Source organism: Bifidobacterium merycicum DSM 6492 (assembly GCF_900129045.1).
GTDB lineage: Bacteria > Actinomycetota > Actinomycetes > Actinomycetales > Bifidobacteriaceae > Bifidobacterium > Bifidobacterium merycicum.
Genome location: NZ_FQTX01000001.1, coordinates 313,096 through 336,955, shown reverse-complemented (window position 1 = coordinate 336,955; position 23,860 = coordinate 313,096). Strand labels below are relative to the sequence as shown.

At 62.8% G+C, this 23,860-nt stretch carries 19 protein-coding genes; 7 read left to right on the top strand and 12 right to left on the bottom strand.

The features are described 5' to 3' along the window. Positions 1-134 precede the first annotated feature (134 nt). On the bottom strand, positions 135-953 hold the full coding sequence (locus BUB29_RS01365) for a DUF5067 domain-containing protein (protein WP_033523847.1): 819 nt from the start codon (positions 951-953) through the stop codon (positions 135-137). Between the two features lie 261 nt (positions 954-1,214). On the opposite strand from BUB29_RS01365, the gene BUB29_RS01360 reads away from it, so the two are divergent. The 4 genes from BUB29_RS01360 to BUB29_RS01345 all read left to right on the top strand — a co-directional run bounded on the left by BUB29_RS01360 (position 1,215) and on the right by BUB29_RS01345 (position 6,247). Then, complete coding sequence (locus tag BUB29_RS01360; protein WP_051915082.1) at positions 1,215-2,603, top strand: sensor histidine kinase; 1,389 nt, start codon at positions 1,215-1,217, stop codon at positions 2,601-2,603. Continuing rightward, complete coding sequence (locus BUB29_RS01355; RefSeq protein WP_033523850.1) at positions 2,600-3,283, top strand: response regulator transcription factor; 684 nt, start codon at positions 2,600-2,602, stop codon at positions 3,281-3,283. The genes BUB29_RS01360 and BUB29_RS01355 overlap by 4 nt, the downstream gene beginning before the upstream one ends. A gap of 100 nt (positions 3,284-3,383) precedes the next feature. Further along, positions 3,384-5,495, top strand: coding sequence for a GmrSD restriction endonuclease domain-containing protein (locus BUB29_RS01350; protein WP_033523851.1), 2,112 nt, complete (start codon positions 3,384-3,386; stop codon positions 5,493-5,495). A 146-nt stretch (positions 5,496-5,641) separates the two neighbouring features. Continuing rightward, complete coding sequence (locus tag BUB29_RS01345; RefSeq protein ID WP_033523852.1) at positions 5,642-6,247, top strand: sugar O-acetyltransferase; 606 nt, start codon at positions 5,642-5,644, stop codon at positions 6,245-6,247. Between the two features lie 75 nt (positions 6,248-6,322). Here the strand turns inward: BUB29_RS01345 and BUB29_RS01340 are convergent, their stop codons facing one another. The 8 genes from BUB29_RS01340 to BUB29_RS01305 all read right to left on the bottom strand — a co-directional run bounded on the left by BUB29_RS01340 (position 6,323) and on the right by BUB29_RS01305 (position 16,885). After that, entirely contained in the window at positions 6,323-6,709 is a 387-nt protein-coding gene (locus BUB29_RS01340) for a VOC family protein (RefSeq protein ID WP_033523853.1), read from the bottom strand. Positions 6,710-6,826: 117 nt separating this feature from the next. Continuing rightward, positions 6,827-9,526 (bottom strand): aconitate hydratase AcnA, encoded by a 2,700-nt coding sequence (gene acnA / locus BUB29_RS01335; protein WP_033523854.1) that lies wholly within the window; start codon positions 9,524-9,526, stop codon positions 6,827-6,829. A 201-nt stretch (positions 9,527-9,727) separates the two neighbouring features. Then, positions 9,728-12,199: a cation-translocating P-type ATPase gene (locus BUB29_RS01330; RefSeq protein ID WP_033523856.1), complete on the bottom strand. Its 2,472-nt coding sequence runs from the start codon at positions 12,197-12,199 to the stop codon at positions 9,728-9,730. A 202-nt stretch (positions 12,200-12,401) separates the two neighbouring features. Continuing rightward, positions 12,402-12,986, bottom strand: a complete 585-nt coding sequence (locus BUB29_RS01325) for a type 1 periplasmic-binding domain-containing protein (RefSeq protein ID WP_143155114.1) — start codon at positions 12,984-12,986, stop codon at positions 12,402-12,404. A gap of 10 nt (positions 12,987-12,996) precedes the next feature. Next, a complete protein-coding gene (locus BUB29_RS01320) occupies positions 12,997-14,265 on the bottom strand; it encodes a class I SAM-dependent RNA methyltransferase (RefSeq protein WP_033523858.1) in 1,269 nt (422 codons plus the stop codon). A 3-nt stretch (positions 14,266-14,268) separates the two neighbouring features. Beyond that, positions 14,269-15,039, bottom strand: coding sequence for a DUF3159 domain-containing protein (locus BUB29_RS01315; RefSeq protein ID WP_033523860.1), 771 nt, complete (start codon positions 15,037-15,039; stop codon positions 14,269-14,271). 2 nt (positions 15,040-15,041) lie between these two features. Further along, the gene (locus BUB29_RS01310) at positions 15,042-15,908 is read right to left on the bottom strand and encodes a DUF3710 domain-containing protein (protein ID WP_033523861.1); all 867 of its coding nucleotides are present in this window, start codon (positions 15,906-15,908) and stop codon (positions 15,042-15,044) included. Between the two features lie 116 nt (positions 15,909-16,024). Beyond that, the gene (locus BUB29_RS01305) at positions 16,025-16,885 is read right to left on the bottom strand and encodes an exodeoxyribonuclease III (RefSeq protein ID WP_033523868.1); all 861 of its coding nucleotides are present in this window, start codon (positions 16,883-16,885) and stop codon (positions 16,025-16,027) included. A gap of 253 nt (positions 16,886-17,138) precedes the next feature. Here BUB29_RS01305 and BUB29_RS01300 point away from each other — a divergent pair, with 253 nt between their 5' ends. From BUB29_RS01300 to BUB29_RS01290, 3 genes are read left to right on the top strand one after another with little or no spacing between them, the layout of a single operon-like run. Next, positions 17,139-18,185: a glycosyltransferase family 2 protein gene (locus tag BUB29_RS01300; RefSeq protein WP_234356044.1), complete on the top strand. Its 1,047-nt coding sequence runs from the start codon at positions 17,139-17,141 to the stop codon at positions 18,183-18,185. Further along, complete coding sequence (locus BUB29_RS01295) at positions 18,166-18,552, top strand: hypothetical protein (protein WP_034249686.1); 387 nt, start codon at positions 18,166-18,168, stop codon at positions 18,550-18,552. Before BUB29_RS01300 ends, BUB29_RS01295 begins: the two co-directional genes overlap by 20 nt. After that, positions 18,455-19,780 carry a hypothetical protein gene (locus tag BUB29_RS01290; RefSeq protein ID WP_152571764.1) on the top strand — a complete coding sequence of 442 codons (1,326 nt, stop codon included), beginning with the start codon at positions 18,455-18,457 and terminating at the stop codon, positions 19,778-19,780. Before BUB29_RS01295 ends, BUB29_RS01290 begins: the two co-directional genes overlap by 98 nt. 144 nt (positions 19,781-19,924) lie before the next feature. Here the strand turns inward: BUB29_RS01290 and BUB29_RS01285 are convergent, their stop codons facing one another. The 3 genes from BUB29_RS01285 to BUB29_RS01275 are packed head-to-tail and all read right to left on the bottom strand — an operon-like array spanning position 19,925 to position 23,849. Next, positions 19,925-21,931 carry a dipeptide ABC transporter ATP-binding protein gene (locus BUB29_RS01285; protein WP_033523678.1) on the bottom strand — a complete coding sequence of 669 codons (2,007 nt, stop codon included), beginning with the start codon at positions 21,929-21,931 and terminating at the stop codon, positions 19,925-19,927. A 17-nt stretch (positions 21,932-21,948) separates the two neighbouring features. Then, complete coding sequence (locus BUB29_RS01280) at positions 21,949-22,899, bottom strand: ABC transporter permease (protein WP_033523677.1); 951 nt, start codon at positions 22,897-22,899, stop codon at positions 21,949-21,951. Between the two features lie 23 nt (positions 22,900-22,922). Then, entirely contained in the window at positions 22,923-23,849 is a 927-nt protein-coding gene (locus BUB29_RS01275; RefSeq protein WP_033523676.1) for an ABC transporter permease, read from the bottom strand. Positions 23,850-23,860: the final 11 nt, after the last annotated feature.

The window sequence follows — 23,860 nt, the reverse complement described above, 5'->3', positions numbered from 1 at the left end:
TCCCCAGTGTACCCAAGAACCTTGGAATAGCCTCAATATGCGGGGCCTTGAAACCGCGGGCGCCCGCCGGTCACGGAGGGAAGGGTGACCGGCGAGCGCGGAGCGGATATGCATCGGGTGTGCATCCGTGGGGGTTACAGCGTGAACACGTGCTTGACCTTGGTGGAATCGTCCATGCTGATGAAATCGGTGACGTCGACGGTGACCGCCGAATCGTCCTTGAGCACGTAGCCGATCGTCACCGTGGCGGTCGCGCCGGGCTGCACTTCGGCAAGGTAGGAGCTCGCATCGTAACCGGCGGGGGCGTCCGTGTAGATCGCGGTGTCGAGGGAGGAACCGTTCTGGAACACCTTGGGGTTGGCCAGCACGGCGAACGAATTGTTCTTTTTGGTGTTGTTGGTCCATTCGTAGGTGACGAGCACAGTGGGGTTGTTCTCGTAGTCGTTGCCGCTGCGGACCGCGGAGACGATCTTGACATGCATGCTCTTGAGATCGCCTTCCATATCCTGTTCGCCCTTGCTTTCGGTCTTCTTCGCATCCGACTTCTTCGACGAGGAATCGCCGGACGTCTGGCTGGTGGACACGCCCATCGCGTCGTCGATGGCCTTGCTTGCGGCGGACTGCATGGCCAGCGTGATGATGATGGCGAGCACCGAGAGGACGACGGCGACGATGGCCAGCGCCTTGCCGTGTTTCTTGCCGCGGAAGGTGCCGACGATGGCGATGACGCCGAGGACCGCACCGACCAAACCCAGAATCGCGGCCAGATTGTTGACGATCGGGATGAAGCTCAGAACGAGGCCCAACGCGCCGAATACTACGCCGACGACGCCGGTGACGGTCATCGGCGGGCGCTGCCCCTGATCCTGATACTCCTGATCCTGTCTGGACGGCTGTGCTCCGACCGGCTGCATCGGCGATTGGGGCTGCTGCGGGAAGTTTGCTTCGCTCATGTTCGTTTCCTTCTTCTCCGGAAGAGCTTTCGGCTCCTTGAATGTTGTCGATTTCGAGCCTATGCCGCGGCGAGCGAGCGCACCATTGGACAAGTGTGCAGTCCCGGTTGCCTGTTCGTGCAATGCCGTTCGCAGCCGAAAGGACAATGGCATGGGCTTCGCCCCGGCTATACATTGGTAGCTATGAGCAATACGAATCCGAACACGCCGCGCGAGGACGTGGATGTGCCGGTGCGCACCAAGCTTTGGTGCACGCTGGTGATGGTCCCCTGCGCGGGGTTCATGTGTCTTCTCCATGACGCTTTCGCCAATGCGCAGTACGGGAACGACACCCTTGGCACCTTGTGGACTGTACTCGGCGCATTGGTCGCGATTCTGTCCGGATTCATCCTGGTGGCACGCAATGAATATCCCGAACCCATATTCGTGCTGTCATGCATCCTCGTCGTCATACTCCCCTTCGATTCGCTGATCGTGCTCATGTCGCTCACCTCGCTGTTGGCGAGGCGTACGGACCGGCGCATCGCCCTGCGAGCGATTCCCGTGGCCGCCGGCATAACCGTATGGGCGCAGCTGCGCGACGCGCGACGTACGCCGGATGCGTCGTTCTGGCATCAGTTGTTCGCCGAACCCCATACTGGCGGCGATTCGGGTGTCCCGTTGCGGGTATTGGCTTCCGATACCACGATTGAAATCACCGCTGTCACGGTCGGATTGATCGCCACGCTGATCGCGGTGCTGGCGGGTTTCTTCATCCGTTCGCGTGCCACGGCGCGTGCCGCCCAGGCAAAGGCGAGCGCGGCCGAGGAGGAGGCGAAGGCGTTGCACGCCGATTTGAGCAATCAGCAGCTTGCGGATGCCATCGCAGCCGAGGCGCATGACACGTTGGCGCATTCCCTGTCGCTGTTGGCACTTAATGCGAGCGCGCTGCAGGCCGAATCGACGAAGCTGCAGCGGTCGGTGTCGCGTTTGGACGGGAACGATGACGGCGCCGCCGATGCCGTGGATGGGGACGGCGGCAACAGCACGGATGTCGACGGCATCATCGAACAGTCCGAGTCGATCCGACGTAAAACGGAGGATATCCGCAAGCAGGCCGCTGGTGCGCTCGATGAGGCGCATAGCGTGATCGACATGCTCCGGCATCCCGATCAGGCGCGTATCCAAATCGCCTACGATGATGACGCGTCGTTGACGAGGGATTCGCTCGACGCGCTGCTGACGGACTGCCGTTCCGCGGGCATGCAGATCAACGCGTGGATCGATATCCAGCAGTTGAGCCGTTTGAACGACCGCATCGGCACGATCGCCTACCACGCCGTGCAGGAGGGGCTCACCAACGCCCGTAGGCATGCGCCGGGCGTTCCCGTCTCGTTGGAGATCACCGCCAACCCCGCACGGGGAGTGCTGGTGCATGTCGCCAATCCCCTGCCGGCCGTTGGCAACGCCGGCACCGCTAGCGCCGGCAACAGCACCGGCAACGCCGAGGGTAACGGCCGAACCGGGGCCGCCGGACATGACGGCAAACGTTCCGGAGCCGGTCTTGCGGGACTGCTCGCACGGGTCCGCAAGGCGAACGGCACTTGCAGGTATGGGTTCGACGAGCGGCGGGTCTTCCATCTGGTAGTGCAACTACCATGGGTCGAATGACGAATGAAGGGCTACGGACGATTACGGTCAGCATCATCGACGACGATCCGATGATATGCCAGGCCATGCGCCTGATTCTGACTGATTATTCCTCGGGACGCATCGACGTCGTCTCCACTTCGACCGACGGCGCGTTGGCTTTGGCCCATGCCGAACGCGAACAGCCCGACGTGGTGCTTATGGATATCGCGATGCCCGGCATGGATGGGATCGAGGCGACCAGGCGGCTGCGAGCGCTCCCCCACGCCCCGCATGTGCTGATTCTCACGTCGCTCAGTCCGACCAATACCGTGGCGCGTGCGGTCGAGGCCGGTGCCGAGGGCTTCGTGTCCAAGACGGATGCGCCGGAGGATATCATCCGCCGTGTGATCGGCGTGGTGGATGGCGATCCGCAGTTCAATCCGGCCAGCCAGCGTCAGCTCATCGGCGATCTGAACAGGCAACGCCCGCAATCCAGAAGGGATGAGGCGCGGGCGATGCTCGACGCGCTGCCGGAACGCGAACGCGAGGCGGTGCTGCTTGCCGCCGAAGGGTTCACGAACGCGGAGATCGCGCAACGGATGTTCATTTCGGAGCGCACGGTCAAATCGCATCTTTCCTCGGCCGGTGACAGGCTGTGCATGGGCAGGGTGCAGATGGCACGTCTGGTGGAGCGTGCCGATCTTCCTCCGTTGCAATAGTCGTGCGGGATTCCGCCATGCGCGGCACGACGGGGTGACCCCGCTGTTTTGCACGCCGTTTACAATGAATGCGTGACGTGTTCCGGGGAGGAGAACATTCATGGCGATCAATGCAACGGAAAAGCCCCTGAGCAGGGTGTTCATGTCCGATTACCGTTTTGCGATCCCGTCGTTCCAGCGGGCCTATACCTGGCAGACGGAGAATATTCTGCAACTTGTCTCCGACTTGCAGGATGCGGGTTCGTCGGCTGGTACGCCGTATTTTCTCGGGTCGCTGATTCTGGTACGCGACGGCGAATCCAAGTATCAGGTGATCGACGGCCAGCAGCGTCTGATCTCCCTGTCGATCATCATCGCGGTGCTGCGTGAGTTGGAAACCGATCCGGTGTTGTTGCAGGAGCTTGACGAGCTGATCCGCGAGCCGGGCAACAAGCTGCGTGGCATCAAGGCCGAGCCGAGGCTGCGGCTGCGCGACCGTGATGCGGCGTTCTTCCGCGATTACGTGCAGGAGGGCGACCTGGAGGGCCTGTTCGATCTGCGTGACAGTGATTTCGAGACACGCGCCCAGCATAATATCGCGTTCAACGCGCGTAGCGTGTTCGACGAACTCGCCAAGCTCGACGATGACGAACGCCACCGTTTCGCCTCGTATCTGGTCAATCAGGTCACGTTGGTCATCGTGACCACCGACGATCTGGCCGGCGCCCATCGCATCTTCGACGTGATGAACATGCGCGGCGTGCCGCTGACCGCATCCGACGTGTTCAAGGCGAAAGTGGTCGCGGCGATGTCGCCGGCGGCGAGGAGCGTGTACGCCGCGCGATGGGATGACATCATGGATCCGATCGGCGACGACTCCCAGATATTGGAGGAGTTCTTCACGGATCTGCATCTCATCGTTTCGCATAAGGCGGTCTGTTCGCAGCTGTTGGAGGAGTTCCGCACCGATGTGCTCCTGCCATATATTCGGGAGCAGAACGTCATTTCGTTCGTCGACGAACTGCTCGCGCCGTATGCCATGGCGTGGCGTATTCTCGATCATCCGACCGATTCCATGCTTCCCTCGGGGATCGTCAGGCAGCTTGTGCTGCTCAACGACTACCCCACCGGCGATTGGAAGCCGGTGGCCATGTGGGCGCTGGTGCATTCCATCGGCAATCTCGCCACTCCCGGCGTCAAGGTGTTCACGGATGATGCGCGGAACGACGCAGCCGGGACGGGTGATGGCGGGAAGGATCGCGAACCGTTGCGCCTGCATGATGAGACGAGGCTTCGGGCGATCCTGTCCGCGTTGGAGCGCGTCACCGGCGTCGACGCGTTGAACAGGCAAAGTTCGCTGGCGCGGCGCACACGTGCCGCTTCCGCGGTCAGGTATCTCGACCGCGGCTATACGATGCCGCAGAACCGCGGCTTCCTCATCACCGACGATGAGCGCCGGTCGGCGTTGGCCCATCTGCGTGGCGAACTGCAAACCAATGCGCGGATGAACCGTCTGCTGCTGATCCGCGCGAACGAACAGCTGGCCGGATTCCGCATCACGCGTCCGCGCAGCCTGAACGCCGTGCCGATCATCCCCAAGCATGTCGCCAAGGATTCACCGTTCGCCGCATGGCCGGAATCCGTGCGCGATTTCTGGTCGGACCGCATCGGCAACCTCGTGCTCACCCAAGCCCATGAGGATCAGATGAAATCCCTGCAGACGTTCGCCGAACGGCGCGACCGCATGCTGTTGCCCGCCAGTTCGAGGCGTTTCCCGTTGACGGACAGGCTGGGCAGTATCGCCGAATGCACGCCCGAGACGCTGCACGGGCGGCAGGATGAGACGATACGGCTTATCGCTGAATTCTGGAATATCCGCTACGACGAAGGTCACGTCGACTTGTCGATCCTTGACGAGCAGCAGCTGACCCATGAGACCTCGTCCGCCACTCCGAACGCGAAACGCGTGACCATCGCCCAAGTGCTCAAGGCCGGCCTGCTGGTCGCGGGTGAGACGCTGGTGTGGGAGCGCCCGCGCAAGGGCGAGCGCTGGATCGCGACGGTCACCCCCGAGGGCAGGCTCAGGATGGAGGACGGTGAGGAATACTCCACCCCCACCGCAGCCGCACGCGCGGTCGGCGGCACGAGCGCCGGTCTGAACGTGTGGAAGCGGACATCCGACGGGCGCAAGCTCAGCGAGATCTGGAAGACCTACCGCATGCGCAGGCGGTGAAGTTCCGCGCGCGTCACGATTGGCACAGGCTGTAAGATGTTGGAACAACTAACGTCAATCGTTTGACAGCAAAGGAGCATCATCATGACGGAATCCACTTCGCAATCCATGCATCCGCACGCCCCGCCAAAGATGAATGGGAGCGCATGCTCTCCGGCGAACTCTACATCGCCGACGGCCCGCAACAGCGCGAGGCGAACATGCGCAAGCGCAGGCTCGTACAGGCCATCAGCACGTCGGCATACGACGCCTTCGAAGAGCGTGACAGGCTGTTCCATGAACTGTTCGGCTCGCTTGGCAAGGGCGCGTTCCTCGAACCGCCGTTCAACTGCGACTACGGGTGCAACACCTATACCGGCGACAATTTCTACGCCAATATGGACTGCATCTTCCTCGACGTGGCTCCAATCACCATCGGCGACCGCGTGTTCTTCGGCCCGCGCGTAGGCCTGTACACCCCGTATCATCCGATCGATGCCGCAGTGCGCGCCTCCGGCCCGGAAGGCGCACGGCCGATCACCATCGGCAGCGACGTGTGGTTCGGCGGCAACGTGGTGGTCGGCCCCGGCGTCACCATCGGCAACGATGTGGTGATCGGTGCCGGTTCCGTGGTGGTCAAGGACATCCCGTCCCATTCGGTGGCCGTAGGCAATCCCTGCCATGTGATCCGCGAAATCACGGATGCCGACCGCGACTACTGGGAAGGCAAGGCCGCCGAATACCGCGCGTGGAAGGATTCGCTCGACGGCTGATTGCCGGCCGGCACCCCACGCCCGGCGATCAGCCGACCGGCCGGTAGGGAAGAGCACGCCCCTCTCCCCTACCGGTCAATCGGCGTGCGACCAGTCGACGACGGCTTCGATGTTGTTGCCGTCCGGGTCGAGCACGAACGCCGCATAATAACCGGGATGATAGGCACGCGGCCCGGGCCCGCCGTTGTCGATGCCGCCCGCGGCGATGGCCGCCTCATGGAATTCACGCACCGCATGCTCGCCATCAGCGCGGAACGCGATATGCGTCGGCACGGGAGCCTCGGCACCGTCCTCCATCGGTGAGACGTAGAAGTCGGATCGCGGCGTGCCGTCGTCCACCCCGAAACCGACGGTCCGCCCATGACGGACCTTGGGAATATAGCCGAGCGGCGCGAGCGCACGCGTGTAGAATGCGATGCCTTGTTCGGCGTCGCTCATATGCAGGGTGATGTGATCGATCATGGCTCCAACCCTAATCCCACCGCCTCCCCCGATACGCGAACAGGCCCGGAACCTTGCGATTCCGGGCCTGTTCGCTATTCGCGTGAAACCTACGCGAATCCGATGTGAGTCAACCGATTACTTCATCAGATTGCGCAGCACGTACTGGAGAATACCGCCGTTACGATAGTAATCCGCCTCACCGGGGGTGTCGATGCGCACGACCGCGTCGAATTCGGTCTTGGCGCCATCCGCGTGGGTGGCGGTGACATGGACCGTCTTCGGCGTGGAACCGTTGTTGAGCTCCTCGACACCATCGATGTCGTACGTTTCCGTACCGTCGAGACCGAGGCTCTCATAGGATTCACCTTCAGGGAACTGCAATGGCAGCACGCCCATGCCGATGAGGTTGGAACGGTGGATGCGTTCGAAGCTTTCGGTGATGACCGCCTTGACGCCGAGCATGACCGTGCCCTTGGCCGCCCAATCACGGGAGGAACCGGTGCCGTATTCCTTGCCGGCGAGCACGACCAGCGGCACATCATGGTCGATGTAGTCGCGCGAGGCTTCGAAGATGGTGGTCGGCTTGCCTTCCAGGAAATCGTAGGTGAAGCCGCCGGGGGTGACCTCCTCGCCGACGGAGGCGAGCAGCTGGTTGCGCAGGCGGATGTTGCCGAACGTGCCGCGGACCATGACCTCATGGTTGCCTCGACGGGAACCGTAGGAGTTGAAGTTCTTCGGTTCGACGCCGCGATCGGTCAGATACTTGCCCGCAGGGCTGGAGGCCTTGAACGCGCCTGCCGGCGAAATATGGTCGGTGGTCACGGAGTCGCCGAGCAATGCGAGCACGCGGGCGCCGTGGATGTTCTCGACCGGATCCGGCGTGGCCTTCATGCCGTCGAAGAAGGTCTGCTTGCGCACGTAGGTGGACTGCTCGTCCCAGGCGAACAGCTCGCCCTCCGGCACGTCCAGACCCTTCCAACGGTGGTCGCCTTCGAACACGGAAGCGTAATCCTTGAGAAACATCTCACGGCTGACGGTGCCGTTCACCACGGCTTCGACCTCGGCATTGGTGGGCCAGATGTCCTTCAGGTACACGTCGTTGCCATCCGCGTCGACACCGAGCGGCTGGGTTTCGAAATCGAAGTCCATGGTGCCGGCGAGCGCGTAGGCGATGACCAGCGGCGGGGATGCCAGATAGTTCATCTTGACGTCGGGGCTGATGCGGCCTTCGAAGTTGCGGTTGCCGGACAGCACGGAGGTGACGGTCAGGTCGTTGGCGTTGATGGCTTCGGAGATCTCCGGCAGCAGCGGGCCGGAATTGCCGATGCAGGTGGCGCAGCCGAAGCCGACGAGCTGGTAGCCGAGCGCGTCGAGATCGTCCTGCAGGCCGGCGGCCTTGAGATAGTCGGCCACGACCTGCGAGCCGGGAGCCAAGGAGGTCTTGACCCACGGCTTGGGCTTGAGGCCCTTGGCGTGCGCGTTGCGGGCGATGAGGCCGGCCGCGATCATGACGGACGGGTTGGAGGTGTTGGTGCAGGAGGTGATGGAGGCGATGGCCACGTCACCGTTTTCGATCTCGAAATCACCGCGGAAGTCGGTGGAGACGGCGACCGGCTCCTGCACGGTCTTCCCGGTCTCGTAGGCCGGGAGCGTTTCGGCGAACTTCGCCTTGGATTCGGACAGCTTGATGCGGTCCTGCGGGCGCTTCGGGCCGGCGATGGACGGCACGACGGTGCCGAGGTCGAGTTCGAGGTATTCGGAGTACTGCGGTTCCACGTAGTTCGGGTCGGTGGTGTCCCCCCACAGCTTGTTGGCCTTGGCGTAGGCTTCGACGAGTGCGATCTGCTCCTCGGAGCGTCCGGTGAGACGCAGGTAGTCGAGCGTGACCCCGTCAATCGGGAAGATGCCGCAGGTGGAACCGAATTCCGGACCCATGTTGCCGATGGTGGCACGGTTGGCCAGCGGCACGGAGGCGATGCCCTCACCGTAGAATTCGACGAACTTGCCGACCACGCCATGCTGGCGCAGCATGTCGGTGATGGTGAGGACCACGTCGGTGGCGGTGACGCCCTCGGGGATGGAACCGGTGAGCTTGAAGCCGACGACGCGCGGCACGAGCATGGAGATCGGCTGGCCGAGCATGGCCGCTTCGGCTTCGATGCCGCCTACGCCCCAGCCGAGCACGCCCAGGCCGTTGACGGTGGTGGTGTGCGAATCGGTGCCCACGCAGGAGTCGAGGTAGGCGAGGGTGTTTCCGTTGTCTCTGGCCTTGGTCATCACGACCTTGGCGAGGTATTCGATGTTGACCTGATGGATGATGCCGGTTCCCGGCGGCACCACACGGAAGTTGCGGAACGCCTGCTGGCCCCAGCGCAGGAACTGGTAGCGTTCGCCGTTGCGCTGGTATTCGATGTCCATGTTCTGTTCGACCGCATCGGCCACGCCATACTTGTCGATCTGCACGGAATGGTCGATCACCATATCCGACTGGACCTGCGGGTTGATGACCTCCGGGTCGCCGCCGAGCTCCTTGACGGCGTCGCGCATGGTGGCCAGATCGACGATGCACGGCACGCCGGTGAAGTCCTGCATCACCACGCGGGACGGCGTGAACTGGATCTCATGGCTCGGCTGCGCGTTCGGATCCCAGTCGAGCAGCGCCTTGACGTGTTCGTCGGTGATGTTGGCGCCGTCGATGTTGCGTACCAGGTTTTCGACGAGGACCTTCAACGAGTAAGGCAGATGGTCGATACCGGGAAGGTTCGCGATGTTGTAGTACTCGTAATCCTTGCCAGCCGCGGTCAGAGTCGTCAGCTGATCATCAGTCAAGGACATGTTCCCTCCGTTGCGATAAGCGATAGTGCAATACCATCGTCGATATAACACTTCGAATGGTACGGCCGCGTTACTACGCTTCTGGCGTGTCGGTTTGAGATGTGAGACAATGCGCGGCCGCGCCGGCGCATGTGAGCGGGAACATCGGGAAAACGAACGGGCGCGGCGTGAACAAGGTCACGTCGCGCCCGGTTGCGGCTCTCACTTCCCCGCGGCGATGCCGGCCTTCCCGCGCCTGGCCAGCATGCGGGCCGTACCGACACAGATGAAGAAGATGACCGCGGCGATGGCGAGCGCGATGAGCACGGCGACCAGCATGGAGCCGCCGGGCACGATGAGCGCGAAGAACCGCCTGATGAACGGGATGAACATGCCGAGCGCACCGGCCGCGGCGAAGGCGAGCACCATGAGTCCGCGCCAGCCGGTGAGCGGCTGGGCGACACGGGCGAGCACGAGGATGCCGAGCACGAACAGGATGATGGCGTTCACCGCGCGCAGTTTGGCGAGGTCGGCCGGATTGCCCGTGATATCCCATCCCATGGCACCGGGCAGAATCCACGTGGACAGCAATATCGACAACGCCACCGCTATGCCTCCGGGCAGGGCGAATCTCACCACGCGCCCGAGGAATCCGGGGATGTAGCGGCGCGTGTTCGGCGCGAGGGCGAGGATGAACGCTGGCACACCGATGGTCAGACCACCGAGATAGGTGATGTGGCGCGGCAGGTACGGGAACGGAATCTGCGTGAGCACCACACCGAGCGAGATAAGCGCCGAATACACGGTTTTGACGAGGAAGAGGCTCGCGACGCGTTCCATGTTGGCCATGACCTGGCGACCGCGGGCGACCACGTCGGGCAGGTGGGAGAACTTCGAATCGACCAGCACGACCTGCGCGATGGCCTTGGTGGCGGGCGCCGCATTGCCCATCGCGATGCCGAGATCCGCTTCCTTCAGTGCCAGGGCGTCGTTCACGCCATCACCCGTCATGGCCACCACGTGATCGTCGCGATGCAGGGCCTGCACCACGGCCTTCTTCTGATTCGGCAGCACGCGCCCAAGCACGTCGACGTTCTGCAATACGTCGGCCAGCTCGTCGATGTCATCAGGCAGCTCGCGGGCATCCATGTATACGGGTTCGCGCTCGCCGGTGAGTCTCACCTTGCGTGCGATGGCGCCGACCGTCACCGGATTGTCGCCGGAGATGATACGGCAGCGTACACCCTGTTCGCGGAACCAGGCGAGCGTGGATTCGGCGTCGGAACGGATGCGTTCGGAGCACAATACGAGCGCCACGGGTTCGGCCGCGGGGTCGAGTCTCGGATTCTCCTCGAAATCGGGTGCGGCGCCGATGCTCTGATGGGCGATGAGCAGCACGCGGTTGCCTTCGTTGGCGTTCCTGTTGACCATGTCGAGCACGTGATCGTATGCGCCGTTCAACGCGGAGATGATGACTTCGGGCGCGCCCATGAACCAGACGCCGGTATCGGAGACGATGGCGCTCCACTTGCGTGCCGACGAGAACGGCACACGCGCGTCGACCGCGCCGCCCGAGAATCCTTCGCGTCCCAAGCCTTCGAGCACGGCCTTGCCGGTGCCGTTCGGCTGCTCCTCGTTCGACAGGTCGAACAGCGCCTGTTTGACGTCATGTTCCGCGATGCCGTTCGCGCCGGCGAGCATGGTCACCTGATTCAAGGCAATGCCGCCGTCGGTGATGGTGCCGGTCTTGTCGAGGTTGAGGCAGTCGACGCGAGCCAGGGTCTCCACCGATTCGAGTTCCTGCACCAGCGTGTTCTTGCGGGCCAGCCTCATGGCGGCGACCGCGAAGTTCAGCGAGGTCAACAGCACGAGGCCTTCCGGGATCATGCCGACCACGCCGGCGACCGCGGACACCACGGCCTGACGCCACTGGCCGGTGGCGATCGCCTGCGACCATCCGCCGACCGTGCGCATCTGCGACCAGATGAGCAGCACGCACAACGGCACCACCACGAAGGTCATCACCTTCAGGATCGTGTTGATGCCCTTGTTCAGATCGGACGTGGTCTTCTTGAACACCTTGGCTTCGGCGGTGATCTTCGCCGCGTAGGAGTGTTCGCCCACGGCGGTGACCCTGATCAGCGCCATGCCGGATACGGCGGTGGAACCGGAATACACCTCGTCGCCGGCCTTCTTGCGCACCGTGCGCGATTCGCCGGTGAGCATGGACTCGTCGAGTTCCAGACCCCAGGTTTCGATGATGGTGCCGTCGGCCGGCACCTGTTCGCCCGAACGGATCCACAGCAGGTCGTCGAGCACGATCGCGTCATGCGAGACCTCCACGTCCCCGCCGTCGCGGTGCACCAGATAATCCGACGCGACGAGGATGGATAGCTTGTCCAACGTGCGCTTGGAACGCAGTTCCGTGACGATGCCGATGCCGGTGTTCACGATGATCACGAACCCGAACACGGCGTCCTTCCATGAGCCGGTGAGCAATACCAGCAGCATGGCTCCGAGGATGATGCCGTTGAACAGGGTGAATACGTTGGCGCGGATGATGTCCTTAATCGAACGGGACGACGACGTCTTCATCGCGTTGCCGTGCCCGTCGGCCTGACGTTCGGCCACATCGCGCGCGCTCAGTCCAGGCTCGTCGATGCTTGGCATGGCTACGGTTGTTGCAGATTCCATGAGCACTACCCTACTCCGGTGGCCGTCAGACGCGTTCGTCCGCCGGGATGATGTCCGGACGGTATCCGACCGGTTTGCGCCTGGTCAGCGGATGATTCCGATTGCAGAACGACACGGAACATTCACGCAATCCCATGCACTCCGATGCGGTTCGACATGGTTCGACATGGTTCGGCACAATTCGGGCCAGCGCATCGATGCGTCAGCGCGTCACGGTGGAGACCATCAGATTCCGTTCATGCGCGCGGTCGTCGACCACCAGCATGGTCGCTTTGTCGATCGGCATGGCATCCGTGGCACGGTCGTTGACCGTGAACGACGCCGCGTACAGGCGCGCATCCCCCGGTTCATGAACGGGATTGAGCAGGATGACGGGAATGCCCGCCGTACGGACGCTGTTCAAAGCGTCATTCCAACCGTCGGCATCCCGCGAAACGTCAAGCCCGCTGATGACGATGACTGCCACCTGACGGGATACCAGATCGCGTACGGCCCGCTGGCCGGCCTCCACCGGATCCGCACTGTCACACAACCGCACGTACGAGGCGTCCAATCCGGCATGATCGTACGCATCCAGCACCAAGCCGTCCGCCGACGCCCCATGCGAGCCGACCATGCCAATCGACACATCATTGCGTTCCACCCCGGTCGATTGCACGTCCGGTTCACCGCTTCCGGAATCCCCTATCGCAGCCCCGGCAGGCGCACACGAAGCGAGCGGCATCAACGCCGCCGCCAGCAATACGACGCCGACACGGCGCACGAACGCTCCCATCCCCTGTGCCATGATCCGCGGTTCAGACGCGACGGAACAACGCCACGGTTTCGACGTGATGGGTCATCGGGTAGATGTCGTAGGCGTGGATATCCGCCAACTCATACCCCAGATCGAGGATCGTGGCCGTATCGCGGGCGAGGCTCGTGCAGTCGCATGCAATGTAGACGATCGCATGCGGCGCTGCCTCGGCGATCTGACGGCAGACCTTGGCATGCGCGCCGGCGCGAGGCGGGTCGAGTACCACCACATCGGGATGCGCCAGATGGGCCGGCACATGGGCGAGCGTACGCGACACGTCACCGCAGCACACATCCACATCATTCAAATCCAACGCGCGAAGATTACGCTGCTGGCTCTTCACCGCCACATCGCCGCCCTCCACGCTGAACACGCGCGTACGTTCGGCGATCAGCGTGGCCAGCGGAAGCGTGAACAGGCCGGAACCGGAATACAGATCCCACAGCACGGCGGAAACCGCGCCATCCATCTCACCGCGCACCAAGTCGATCACATGATCGGCCAAAGCGACCGGAGCCTCACGATGCACCTGCCAGAAACCGTTCGCATCCACCCCATAGGTGAACTCACGGCCAGCCACCGTGACCTGCTCCGTCAGACGGCGGCTTCCAGCCTTCAATTCGCCATCCACCAGCACGGCGTAATTACCGCCCACACCGGCACCATCCTCGCCATGGCGGGGCTCCGGCACAGACAGGCGAATCTGCGAACCAGGTTCGAACCCGCCATCCCAGACGCCATTGGCCGCAGCCACATCCAACAGCGCGTTCGTGGCCAAGGGCATGGTGGCCAACGGCACGCGCACATGCGTGCCGCGGCGTCTCATGGACGGCATGCCGTTCTCATCCGCGATCATCTCGATGCGCGTACGCCAATGCAAGCCGCCAAGCTCCTCATCGCCCGCCACGCGGGAAACGGGAACGGACACATCCACATGGCCGAGACGCTTCATCTGCTCGCTGACAGTCACCGCCTTCCACGTCAACTGCCCGGCAAGCGAGACATGCACCAGATCGGCGCCACCCACGCCACCGCCCATGGCGAGCGGACCGGCGAGCGCCCACGCCGGTTCCACACGGTCGGCGCTCGCTTCCAGCACTTCGACGACCTCGCCGGTCCAGAACCGTTCGTCACGGTCGTGCGGCTCATCCAATTCGATGCGTACCAGTTCACCCGGCAGCGCGAAACGCACGAATACCACACGTCCGTCGATATGGGCCACGCAACGGCCCTGATCGGCATACCGTTCGATGCGAACCTCAGCCTGCATAAATCATCTGTCCTTTTCCGTGATGATGGTCGATTCGTTCAGTCCGTCGCGTTCCCGCGCGGCGGATTCGGCGGCACGGGCCTGAGCCACCTTGTGATGGTGCATCGGTGTGGCGATGATGAGATAGCTCACCCAGATGGCGAGCGCCCAGAACGGGATGCCCATGAGCAGTCTGGCCACGCCGAGGGCCGCCACATGGTTGGTCAGGTACAACGGCACCTGCACCGCCAAGCGCAGCAGGAACAACGCCATCCACAGCCAGGTGATGATGGTGTATGCCTTCTTCAGCGCCTTATCGCCCGTCCAATCGTCGAACCATGCCCGGAAATGTTCGGTCGGCAGCTGGCGGATGAATTCGATGATCGCGCCCAATGCCGGAACCCTCGCGACCAGGGACACGCCGAGCAGCGTGGCGTAGGCCGCGTTGGTGAGGAATCCGAACATGTAGTAGTCACGCGCCTCATGGGATTTCCATGCCCAGATCAGGCAGATGCCCACGGCCACGAGTCCGCTCAAAGCGCCCATCACGGATTGGCGTTGCAGCAATCGTACGACCACTTGGGCCACGGCCAGCGCCGCGGAGACGCCGATGGTGAGATCCAGATTCTGCGTGGCGACGAACAATACCACGAACACGATGCCCGGCAGCATGGATTCCACCACGCCGCGCACGCCGCCAATCGCCGCGATGACGGAGAAATCGTCGCCTTCGCCGGCCGAGGCAAGCGCCTTGAGCCCCGTGCCGTTGGCGGAACCGGCTTTGCTTTCCGCCATGCTCAACGGACTTCGGAGAACATCGGGCCGCGCGAGAGCGTGGTCTTGACTTCCGTCTGCTGGTCCTGGGAAAGCGGGCCGTCGGGACGGTTCGGGATGTCCTTCAGATGTTCCTTGCCTTCGCCTGCCGTTTCGCCTTCCTCAGCTGCCGCGGCGGCCTTGCGCTCGCCCGGCGTGACGGGCTGATGCATGGGGATCGGGTCGCGCGGGGCGAGCGGCTCATCGCCGCGTTCGACCACGATGTTGGAGAAGAACTCGTTGAGCTTGCGGGTCTCCTCGGAATCCGGGTCGCTGGCGGCGTTGCCGGAGAAGATGCCGCGCAGCATCCATCGCGGGCCGTCCACGCCGACGATGCGGGTGAGGACCTTCTTGCCGCCGGACACTTCGACCGGCAGGAGGATCTCGGTGCCGAACACGCCGTCCACGGCCTTGGCGTTCGGGTTGGCGGCGAGGAAGTCCTCGCGCCAATCCTCCCACAGGCCCATGGTCTTCGGGGCGGCATAGGCCTCGACCTCAAGGCTGGAATTGTAATAGGTGGTGGTGGAGCCGAGCACCGCGCGGGTGGCGCGGGACGCCTTGATGCGCAGCTCGATGTGCTGCAGGAACGGCAGATAATAGGCGCCCAGATCGAGGTATTCGTCGTAGTCGGGAACGTTCTCGTCGTTCACATCCCACGGGCCACGCTCCTCGCCGCGACCCTCATAGTCGCTTGCGGCTTCCGGAAGCGCCGCCGCGGCGGTCTTCTGCGCCAGTTCGCTATCGGCCCTGGCCGCCTCGTTCGCCGCCTTCGCCGCCTTGACGTCCTCGTCCTCGGCCTTGGTGGTCTTGTCGGTCTTGTCCTTCTTCTTACCGAATCCGAATAGTCCCATGGGCTCCTCATTTCGATGCGTGTGTAACCGTGACCAGACTAGCACCTGACGCTGCGAACGTGCCGTATGGCTCCATCGGCGGCGTCAGGTGCCGTTCACGCCGGCACGGCTGCGACTCAGAACTCGTAGGTGACGCTCAACGGCGCATGGTCGGACCATCGGGTGTCATAGCTGGGCGCCTTGTCGATATCGAATGCGACAGCGGTTTCGGCCAATGCCGGGGTGGCGAACTGGTAGTCGAGCCTCCAGCCGACGTTGTTGTCGAAGGCGCGGCCACGCTGGCTCCACCAGGTGTACGGTCCCTGGATGTCGCCGGCGAGGCGGCGCGTCACATCCACGAAGCCGTACTCCCCAAGCCAACGGTCCACGTAAGCGCGTTCCTCGGGCAGGAAGCCGGCGTGCTTCTCGTTGGCCTTGGCGTTCTTGATGTCCGCAGGCGTGTGCGCGATGTTGAAATCACCGCACAGCACGGCCTGTCTGCCGCCGGTGGCGGCGGTGTCCCTCAACTCGCCCATGCGCGTGAGCATGGTGTCGAGGAAACGGTATTTCTGTTCCATTTTCAACGGATCGTCGGTGTTGCCCGCATGCACGTACACGCAGACCACCGTCAGCCGATTACCGGACGGCGTGGTGATGTCGTTCTCGATCCAACGCCCGGAATCCACATCCTCGTCAAGGCCCGGCAAACCGTAACGGCGTTCCGTCACCTCAAGATCGGTCAGCAGCGCCACCCCGGCGCGCCCTTTCACCCGGCACACCTCATTGGTGCGGGCAAGCTCGCCTTGATCGCCGACCGCGCCCGCCGTGGCGTATTCGAAGGCGAACTCGTCGAAAATCGGGTCGATCTCGCTTTGCGGCGCACGCACTTCCTGCATGCACCACACGTTCGGCGTATGCTGCGCCGCCCAGGTTTCGATGCCTTTGCGCTTGGCCGCGCGGATGCCGTTGACATTCGAGGTGGTGATGGTGATGCTCATAGCGCCCAGCGTAGCCCGGATGCGCGAAAACGCCGGCGGCTCGAATTCGCCCACCATGGATGTGACGAGTGCGGGAACACGGGTGGTACGCGAAAAACTCAACCCTCCCTGCCATACTGGGCACAGACGCGGCCATGGGAGAACAGAGAGAACGCAACGTCCTCATGAGGAGATTGGGGCTTTCATGGCAACAGCCGCATCAAATGAACGAACGGCGACATACAGGCATACACAGCGCAAAGGAGTCGATCCCATGGCAACAACAGCAGACGCAAGAACGACAATGGCGGCCGATACGACGAACGGAACGGCACCGGGCGGCGAGGGGAACCGCCAGCGCATCTTCAATAACACGCCGACCATCACGATTCTCATCCCCTGCTACAACGAGGAGGAGGCGTTGCCAGCCCTGTTCGACCGGCTCGACGGGCTTCGTTCGAACGCGGGTGAAACCGCCGATTACCGGTTCATGTTCGTCGACGACGGGTCGAAGGACGCCACGCGCGGCATGATCACCGACTACGCCGCCACCAGGGAGCATGTCGACTTCATTTTCCTGTCGCGCAATTTCGGCAAGGAGCAGGCGATGCTCGCCGGCATCGACGCCATCGAATCCGACGCCATGGCCATCATCGACGCCGACCTGCAGGATCCGCCGGAGCTGATCCCCGACATGGTCGACCTGTGGCTGCGCGGATACGACGACGTGTATGCGAGGCGCCGGACCAGGCGCGGCGAAGGCTTCGTCAAGCGTATGACCTCGCACCTGTACTACCGCGTGCTGCAGGCGATGTCTCCGGTTCGTATTCAGGTGGATACCGGCGATTTCCGTCTGCTCGACCGCAAGTGCATCCTCGCGCTGCGTCGTCTGCGCGAAACCGGGCGTAACAGCAAGGCGCTGTTCAGTTGGATCGGGTTCCGCAAGATCGAGTTCCTGTACGACCGTGACCCGCGCGTCGCCGGCAAGAGCAAGTGGAACTATCCGAAGCTGATCGGGCTTGCAATGGACGGCATCATGTCGTTCTCCACCGCTCCCCTACGCGTCGCGTTCTGCTGCGGCCTCGTCGTTTCGCTGACGGCGATCGCGTATGCCATCTTCATCATCGCCCGCACGCTCACGTTCGGCGTGGATGTGCCGGGCTATGCCTCGCTGCTGGTCGTGACGCTGCTGCTCGGCGGCATTCAGCTGCTGGCGCTGGGCATCATCGGCGAATATCTCGGGCGCGTGTTCAACGAGGTGAAGCACCGCCCCGGCTACTTGGTGCAGGAGTCGAAGATCGATGGTGAACATCAAGACTAAGCGCTTCACGTTCGTCGCCGCAATCGGTGCATGCCTCGCCACCTTGATCTCCTTCGCGCTCGGCTTCGGCAGGTCGGTGTGGTTCGACGAAGGCTACAGCATCATCGTGCTTGATCAGCCGTTCGACCGCATGATGGCGTTGCTGAAAGTGGACGTGCATCCGCCGTTGTACTACCTGCTGCTACGCGGATGGACCGGCATATTCGGCCCATCCGCGACCTCCATGCGGGCGATGAGCTGCCTGTTCTGCGGGGTTGACCGTACTGACGATGATGGCGTTGCTACGCCGCCTCGCCGGAGCCAAGGCCGCGCTCATGACGATGCCGTTCCTCGTTGCCGCACCGATGCTGCTGCGTTACGGCTATGAGATCCGCATGTATTCGCTCGTACCGTTCCTTTCGGTATTGGGCACGTACACGCTGGTGCGTGCCATCGAGGCCGAACACACGTCAGGGAATCCCGATCCGCGGATTCATGGAATCATGCCGGTCAAAGGCCGACGCTGGTGGGCGGCGTATGCGACCGTCGTCGCGCTGGGCATGTACACGCAGTACATGATGGCGTTGGTGTGGACGACCCATCTTGCATGGCTGTACATGCGTGCGCGGCGCGTGGGAGGTTTCACGGCGCTGCGCCGGTATCTTACGCCCTATGTTCTCTCGGTGGCGCTGTATCTGCCATGGCTGCCGTCGGCGGTCGATCAGGTCACGCACAACGCGTTGCCCGCGCTTAAGGAGACCATGAATCTCAATGAACTTGGCTCCATATTCTCGGTTTTCGTCACTGGGCTCAACGGCTCCCGTCTCCCATCCTGCGTGACCGTCATGCTGATCGCAATGCTCGCCCTGATCATCACACGCGCGATTCGACTGCACGACGCATGGAGGCTCCGGCAGAACGACGAAACCCGCGCCGCACGTAACACGCTGGGCGCCATCGCATTTTTCGCCTTCACGCCGATGGTCATACTGCTGCTTATTTCCGCAATCAGGGAGCCGTTCACCCATCCGTACGGCTTCTTCACCATGCGCTACACCACTCCCTTCGCGCCGTATTGTTACGCGTTCATCGGCCTGACCTGCTCGTATACGGTAATTGAATACGTGCCGGGTGGAACACAGGTCGAGCGCCGCGCCTATGCCCGTTTCATACGCCGTTGGTCAGCCTGGCTACTCACGATGGCGTTGCTTGCCGGCGGGTCAATCGGTTACGCCTTCCAAAGCAACTATATCTATGAACAGGCGACCACGCCTTCTACCGCGCAGGCGGCCGAGCAAGTCGCCTGCGATGCGGATCAGACGATTGTCGCCGCCAGCGAATTCGATTACATCGAGTCGTATTACTATTTCCGTTCCTGCAGCCGGTACCGGTTCCTGAAACGCGGAAACGTTGATACGCGGGGCGGCTATGCGCCGTTGCACGGCAGCCACGCCCAATTGCGCAATCTCGACGACCTCGATACGAAGCGCGTGGTGATCGTCAATCGTATGGGTTTCTCGCAGCCGGAAACGTCGCGATACCGGAAGATCAGGACGCTGCACGTCGGCAGCTCCACCATGGTGTTCTATGAAAGCAACCGTTCCACCGCCGGCTGAGCGCCAGGAACGCGCACCGATAGTCGATGCCGATAAGTTGACGCTGAGAAGATCACTAAATATGGCGTTGGGCCCGTTCCCGGAATTCCGGGAACGGGCCCAACGCCATATTGCCGGCTGATGCCGGTTGCCGGGTTCGGGCTATCAGTCCAAACCGAGCTGGAGCTTGCCGCCGGGGATGGCGTCGAGCAGGTCGCGTGTGTACTGCTTGCGCGGGTGATCGAACACCTCATCGGTGGTGGCATGCTCGACCAGCTTGCCCTTCTGCATCACGACCACCTCGTCGGCGATCTGACGCACCACGGCCAGATCATGCGTGATGAACAGGTAGCTCAGACCCTTTTCGACCTGCAGGTCGTTGAGCAGTCGCAGCACCTGATCCTGCACGAGCACGTCCAACGCAGACACGGCCTCGTCGCAGACGATCACGTCGGGATCGAGCGCCATGGCACGTGCAATGGCGATACGCTGGCGCTGGCCGCCGGACAGCTCGTTCGGGTAACGGGTCATCACGGACTCGGGCAGTTCCACCATGTCGAGCAGTTCACGCACGCGCTTGACACGGCTCTTCTTGTCGCCGATGCCGTGGATGCGCAGCGGCTCCTCGATGGAACGGTAGATCGAATACATCGGGTCGAGCGAACCGTACGGGTTCTGGAACACCGGCTGCACATGGCGACGGAAGTCAAGCAGTTCCTTGCCTTTGAAGCCGGAGATGTCCTTGCCCTCATAAGTCACGGTGCCGCTTGTCGGTTCGAGCAGCTTGAGCACCATGTTCGCCACGGTGGACTTGCCGGAACCGGATTCGCCCACGATGGCCAGGGTGCTGCCACGCTTGACGGAGAAGGAGATGTCGTCGACGGCCTTGAACATTTCCTTCTTACGCGGGAGCTTGAACTCCTTGGTCAGATGGTCGACGGTGATGATCGTCTCGCTCGCTTCGAGTTTCTGCTCGCCCACCACATGGTGTTCGAGCAAGGCATCGGTGCTCTCGCCGTGCTCCTTCGCGGAGATGATGCGCTGGGATGCCAGTGACGGCGCCGCCGCGACCAGACGCTTGGTGTACGGGTGCTGCGGGTGCTGCAGCACTTCCAGGGACGGGCCGGATTCGACGACCTGGCCCTTGTACATCACCACGATATGCTGGGCACGTTCAGCGGCCAGACCAAGATCATGCGTGATGAACAGCACGGCGGTGCCCAGCGAATCGGTGAGCATATGCAGATGGTCGAGGATCTTCTTCTGCACGGTCACATCAAGCGCCGAAGTGGGCTCGTCGGCGATGAGCAGGTCTGGGCGGCATGCCAGACCGATGGCGATCAGTGCACGCTGACGCATACCACCGGAGAACTCGTGCGGGAACTGGCGTGCGCGGGTCGCCGCGTCGGGCAGTCCGGCTTCGGACAGCAGACCGGCGATGCGGTCATCCATGGTCGAACCGGTGACGTGCTTCTTGGCGATGTCCCAGGCGGTGTCGTCCTTCACACCGGCCTTGATGAGATCGTCGGCGACGCGCCAACGGGTTTCGGAGCCGGGGACCCACTCCTCCTTGAAGTAGGCGAGGGAGCGTTCCGCCGCTTCGCCGGTGATGCCGACCTCGGCGATCGCGGCCTTGGTGGCGTCGAGCAGCGCAGGCAGTTCGGTGGACGAGATGAAGGTCTCGTCATCGTTGCCCTTGACGGCGACCTCGTCGCCGGCGAGCGCCTTGGCGAGCTTCGAACGCTTCTCGTGGGCGACGTCCATGTTGTTGGCGACCAGCGCCTCCTTGACCTGGGTGCCGATGCGCCACACCGGGTTGAGGTTGCTCATCGGGTCCTGGGGCACGAGGCCCATCTTGGTGCCGCGAAGCTTGTCGAAGTCCTTCTGCTTCAAGCCCACGAGCTCCTGGCCATCGAGCTTGATGGAACCGCCGACCACATGGCCGGTGCCGGGCAACAGGCCGAGCACGCTCATGGCGGAGGTGGACTTGCCGGATCCGGATTCGCCCACGATGGCGACCCACTGGCCGGGGTAGACGGAGAAGGAGACGTCGCGCACCGCATGGACGGCACGCTTGTCATCGGTGGTGAAATCGATGGCGAGATCCTTCACCTCGAGCAGGGGTCCCTGCTCCTTTTGCATGGTGACGAGCTTGGATTCGTTGTTTTCCATTGTCTTCTCCTCCTAGCTCAGAGCGAACGGCTCTTCGGATCGAGGGCATCCTTCACGGCATCGCCCATCATGATGAAGGACAGTACGGTGATGGCCAATGCCGCGGACGGGTAGAACAGCACCATCGGGTTCGTCATCAGGCTGGTCTGCGCCTGGGAGATGTCGCCGCCCCAGCTGACGGTGGTGCTCGGCAGACCGACACCGAGGAAGCTCAGCGTGGCTTCAAGCACGATGTAGGTGGCCAGCGAGGTGGTGCCGACCACGATGATCGGGGCCAGGGAGTTCGGCAGGATGTGGCGGAACAGGTTGCGCATCGGGGAGGATCCGAGCGCGGTGGATGCGGTGTTGAACTCGAGGTTCTTCGCCTCCATCACGGCGCCTCGCGCGATGCGGGCGGTCGAGGTCCAGCCGAACAGTGCCATGACGAACACGATCTTCCAGATCGAGCTGTTGGTCTTGAACATCTGCAGCACCACGATCGCACCGAGCAGGATCGGCAGCGCGAGGAAAATATCGGTCAGACGGCTCAGCAGGGAGTCGAGCCAGCCGCCGAAGAAGCCGGCGAAACCGCCGATGATCGTACCGATGAGCACCACGAGGATGGTGGCGCACAGGCCGACGCTCAGCGAGGTGCGGGTGCCGTAGACCACGCGCGTGTACACGTCGCAGCCTTGGAAGTCGAAGCCCATGGGGTGGCCGGCGGACGCCGGGCCCAGCGAGTTCTCCAGCGTGCAGTAGTTCGGGTTCTGCTTGGTGAACAGGGACGGGAACAGCGCCACGATGATGATGAAGATGATGAGCAGGCCCGAGATGATGAACATCGGGTTCCTGCGCAGCGTGCGCCATGCGTCGGCCCACATGCTGCTGGCGGGTGCGGTCTCGTCAAGCTTGTCGACATCCTGCAACGGGGTTTCGTCGAGCGGTGCGATGTAACGCTCCTGACCGGGAAGGGTGGTCATATCAGTCATGTTTCCTTATGCTCCTTTCCGAATCAGGCGTAGCGGATACGCGGATCGAGCGCCGCGTACAGTAGATCGACGATAAGATTGCACACCACGAAGATCAGCATGAGCAGCGTCACGATCGACACCACCAGGTTGCCTTCGCCTTTGAGGATGCTCTGGTAGGTCAGCCAGCCGACGCCGTGGATGTTGAAGATGGTCTCGGAGATCATCGCGCCACCCATGAGGGCCGCGATGTCCTGGCCGAGGTATGTCACCACGGGGATCAGGGAGTTACGCAGCACGTGGCGCAGCATGACCTGCCTGTTGCTCATGCCCTTGGCGCGTGCGGTGCGCACGTAATCCTCGGCGATGTTCGAGGAGATTTCAGAACGGGTGAGTCGGATGATGTACGCCATCGACACCGATCCGAGCACCATCGCCGGCAGCAGCAGGTCGATGAAGGTCGGGTCGTTGCCGGCGGTGACCGGGAGGATGCTCCACTTGATGCCGAACAGGTACTGGCCGAGGAAGCCGGTGACGAAGGTCGGCACGGAGATGAGCAGCAGGGAGACGATCAGAATGACGGTGTCGTACCACTTGCCCTTCTTCAGACCGGAGATGACGCCGAAGATGATGCCGAACACCGCTTCGAACACGAACGCCATCAGCGCGAGCCTGATGGTGACGGGGAACGCGCGTCCGATCTCGTCGATGACGAGCTGACCGGAGAAGGTCTTGCCGAAGTCGAGCGTCAGCGCGTTCTTCAGGAAGATGAAGTACTGGACGATGAACGGCTTGTCGAGATTGTATTCAGCTCGCAGCTGAGCCTCGACGGCGGGATTGACGGGTTTGTCGCCGAACATCGCCTTCACGGGATCGCCGGGCAGGGCAAAGACGAGGGCATACACCAGCAACGTCGTGCCGAGAACCACGGGGATCACCTGCAGCACTCGGCGCAGAAGATACTTGCCCATAGAAACTCCTT